3 protein-coding genes are annotated in these 3,264 nt (G+C 65.3%); all 3 read left to right on the forward strand.

Annotation, left to right across the window (positions count from 1 at the left end):
* Positions 1 to 1,788, forward strand: a 1,788-nt coding sequence (locus EN935_RS27990) for an acetate--CoA ligase family protein (protein ID WP_164771388.1), incomplete at its 5' end; no start/stop codon positions are given.
* Positions 1,781 to 2,563: a carnitinyl-CoA dehydratase gene (locus EN935_RS27995; protein WP_127373840.1), complete on the forward strand. Its 783-nt coding sequence runs from the start codon at positions 1,781 to 1,783 to the stop codon at positions 2,561 to 2,563. The genes EN935_RS27990 and EN935_RS27995, both read left to right, overlap by 8 nt.
* A 17-nt stretch (positions 2,564 to 2,580) precedes the next feature.
* On the forward strand, positions 2,581 to 3,264 hold a 684-nt coding region (locus EN935_RS28000), incomplete at its 3' end, for an alpha/beta hydrolase (protein ID WP_164771389.1).

A 3,264-nucleotide genomic window follows, 5' to 3' on the forward strand; every position in this document is an offset into this window, starting at 1 on the left:
CTCGAGACCGAGGCCTATGACGACGATGGCGAGCGGCTGCAGGCCGAGCTGGTCGCAGCAGCCGGCTCGATGCCGATCATCGGGCCGAATTGCTATGGCCTGATCAATTATGCCGACGGCGCGCTTCTGTGGCCCGACCAGCATGGCGGCATAAGACTGGCCGAGGGCGGCAAGGGCGTCGCCATCATCACCCAGTCCTCCAACATCGCCATCAACATGACCATGCAGAAGCGCGGCCTGCCGATCGCCTTTCTGATGACCGCCGGCAACCAGGCGCAGACCGGCCTGTCCGAAATGGCGCTCGGCCTGATCGAGGACGAGCGGGTCACATCGCTCGGTCTGCACATCGAGGCCTTCGATTCGGTAGCCGGCTTCGAACGGTTGGCGGCACGAGCCCGCGAGCTTAAGAAGCCGATCATCGCCATGAAGGTCGGCCGCTCGGAACAGGCCAGACAGGCGACCGTCTCGCACACCGCCTCGCTGGCCGGCTCGGACGCGGCCTCGGGCGCGTTCTTGAGGCGGCTTGGCATTGCGCGCGTCGATTCCATCCCCGCCTTCATCGAGGCGCTGAAGCTGCTGCACATCACCGGACCTTTGCCCGGCTATAGGCTGTCGTCGATGAGCTGCTCCGGCGGCGAGGCCTCGGTCATGGCCGACAGTGCCGAAGGCCGCTGGGTCAATTTCCCTGATCTGACCGGCACGCACCGTGCTCATGTCAAATCGACGCTTGGGCCGCTGGTCGCGGTAGCCAATCCGCTCGACTACCACACCTTCATCTGGAACAACGAGCCGGCGATGACCGCCACCTTCACCGCCATGGTGTCGGGCGGCTTCGACCTCAACATGCTGGTGCTCGACTTCCCGCGACCCGACCGCTGCTCGGACACCGACTGGTGGGCGACGCTGCGCGCCTTTGAATCGGCGCTGAAGACCAACAGGGCGCAAGGCGCGATCGTCTCCTCGCTGCCGGAGAACCTGCCTGAGGAATACACGGCCGGGCTGATGGCGCGCGGCATGGTGCCGTTGTTCGGCATTTCCGAAGCGATGGATGCAGCCGGGGCGGCAGCCTTCATCGGCTGGGCTTGGGCTGAACCGCAGGCGCAGCCGATCGACACGTCGGCCGCCGGTGCGCCTGGCGGTGACCACGTCACCCCTGATGAGGCCGAGGCGAAATCCCGCCTCATTGAGGCCGGCCTGCCGGTGCCCAAAGGCGAACGCGCCGCCAATGCCGTCGAGGCGGTGATCTCGTCGATGGCGCTCGGCTTCCCGGTGGCGCTGAAGGCGCTCGGCGTCACCCACAAATCCGAGGTTGGCGCTGTCAGGCTCAACCTCAGGGATGCCGAATCCGTCAGCACGGCGGCGCATGACCTGTTGCCGCTCGGCACCGGCCTCTATGTCGAACGCATGGTGCGCGACGGCGTCGCTGAACTGATCGTCGGCTTCACCCGCGACCCGATGTTCGGCGCGGTGATGACCTTGGGCACTGGCGGCGTGCTGGTCGAACTGCTGCGCGACAGCGTCACGCTGATGCTGCCGGCAACGCGCGACGATATCGAGGCAGCGTTGCGCGGCCTGAAACTGTTCCCGCTGCTCGAAGGCTATCGCGGCCGGCCGAAAGCCGATGTTGCCGCTGCCATCGATGCCATCTCGGGCATTGCCGCTTTCGTGCAGAAGAATGCCGGAGAGATCGAGGAGCTCGACATCAACCCGCTGATCGTCTGCAGCGAAGGCAAGGGCGCCTGGATCGCCGACGCACTGCTGGTGCTGGGAGACAAGAAGAATGTCTGACGTCATTTCGACCCGCCGCGAAGGCACCATCCTCGAGGTCACGCTCGACCGGCCAAAGGCCAACGCCATCGACCTGAAAACCTCGCGGCTGATGGGCGAGACCTTCAAGGCGTTCCGCGACGATCCGGAGTTGCGTGTCGCCATCGTCAAGACATCAGGCGACAAGTTCTTCTGCGCCGGCTGGGATTTGAAGGCGGCTGCAGACGGTGATGCGGTCGATGGCGACTATGGCGTCGGCGGTTTTGCCGGGCTGCAGGAACTGCGCGACCTCAACAAGCCGGTCATCGCCTGCGTCAACGGCATGGCGGTTGGCGGCGGCTTCGAACTGGCGCTGTCCTGCGACCTGATCTACGCCTCGGACCATTCCTCCTTCGCGCTGCCCGAAATCCGCGCCGGCACGCTGGCCGACGCGGCGACGATCAAACTGCCGAAGCGCATCCCCTACCATGTCGCCATGGACCTGCTGCTCACCGGCCGCTGGATGGATGTCGCCGAGGCGCATCGCTGGGGCCTTGTCAACGAAGTGCTGCCCAAGGAAAAGCTCGAGGAGCGCGTCTGGGAAATCGCCCGGCTGCTGGCCGGCGGCCCGCCGCTGGTGTTTGCCGCGATCAAGGAGACGGCGCGCGTCGCCGAAGCGCTGACTTTCCAGGACGCGATGAACAAGGTGACCCGTCGCCAGTTGGCGACGGTCGATGCGCTTTATGGCTCCGAGGACGGCATGGAAGGTTTTCGCGCCTTTGCCGAAAAGCGCGATCCGGTGTGGAAGGGGAAATGAGCGGCAGACCAGCGCCCATGACCGACTACAAAATCCTCATCGACGCCGAAACCTGGGCCTTCATCGAGCGGACCAACTCCTATTATCCACCCGACACGATCGACTACACGATCGCGCAGCAGCGCGAGATCTACGATCGCATGTGCCGCGAGTTCTTTGCCGGCTACCCCGAGGGCGTTGCGGTCGAAACCTCCGCCATTGCAACGCCCACGCACGACATCCCGATCCGAACCTACCGAAGCGCGCGCCAGGTAGCCGTGACGGTGCTGTATTTCCATGGCGGTGGCTACATCCTCGGCGGCTTGGACAGCCACGACGATGTCTGTGCAGAGCTGTGCGCCAGCACCGGCTATGAGGTGGTCTCGGTCGACTACCGGTTGGCGCCGGAGCACCTGCATCCGGCCGCCTTCGACGATGTGATGAGCGCCTTCGAATGGGCCGCGGCCAACCGCCCGCACCCTATCGTGCTTTGTGGCGACAGCGCCGGCGGCAATCTGGCCGCTGCCGTCAGCCACGCGACACGCGGCTGGGCCAAAAGGCCGATCGGCCAGGTGCTGATCTATCCCGGCCTGGGCGGCGATCGGTCGAAGGGATCCTACGTGATCCACGCCGAAGCGCCGATGCTAACCATGCGCGATCTCGAATTCTACAAGCATATCCGTACCGGCGGGCAGGACCGCAGCGGCGACGCGACGCTGGCC

The organism is Mesorhizobium sp. M7D.F.Ca.US.004.03.1.1 (genome assembly GCF_003998635.1).
Taxonomy (GTDB): domain Bacteria; phylum Pseudomonadota; class Alphaproteobacteria; order Rhizobiales; family Rhizobiaceae; genus Mesorhizobium; species Mesorhizobium loti.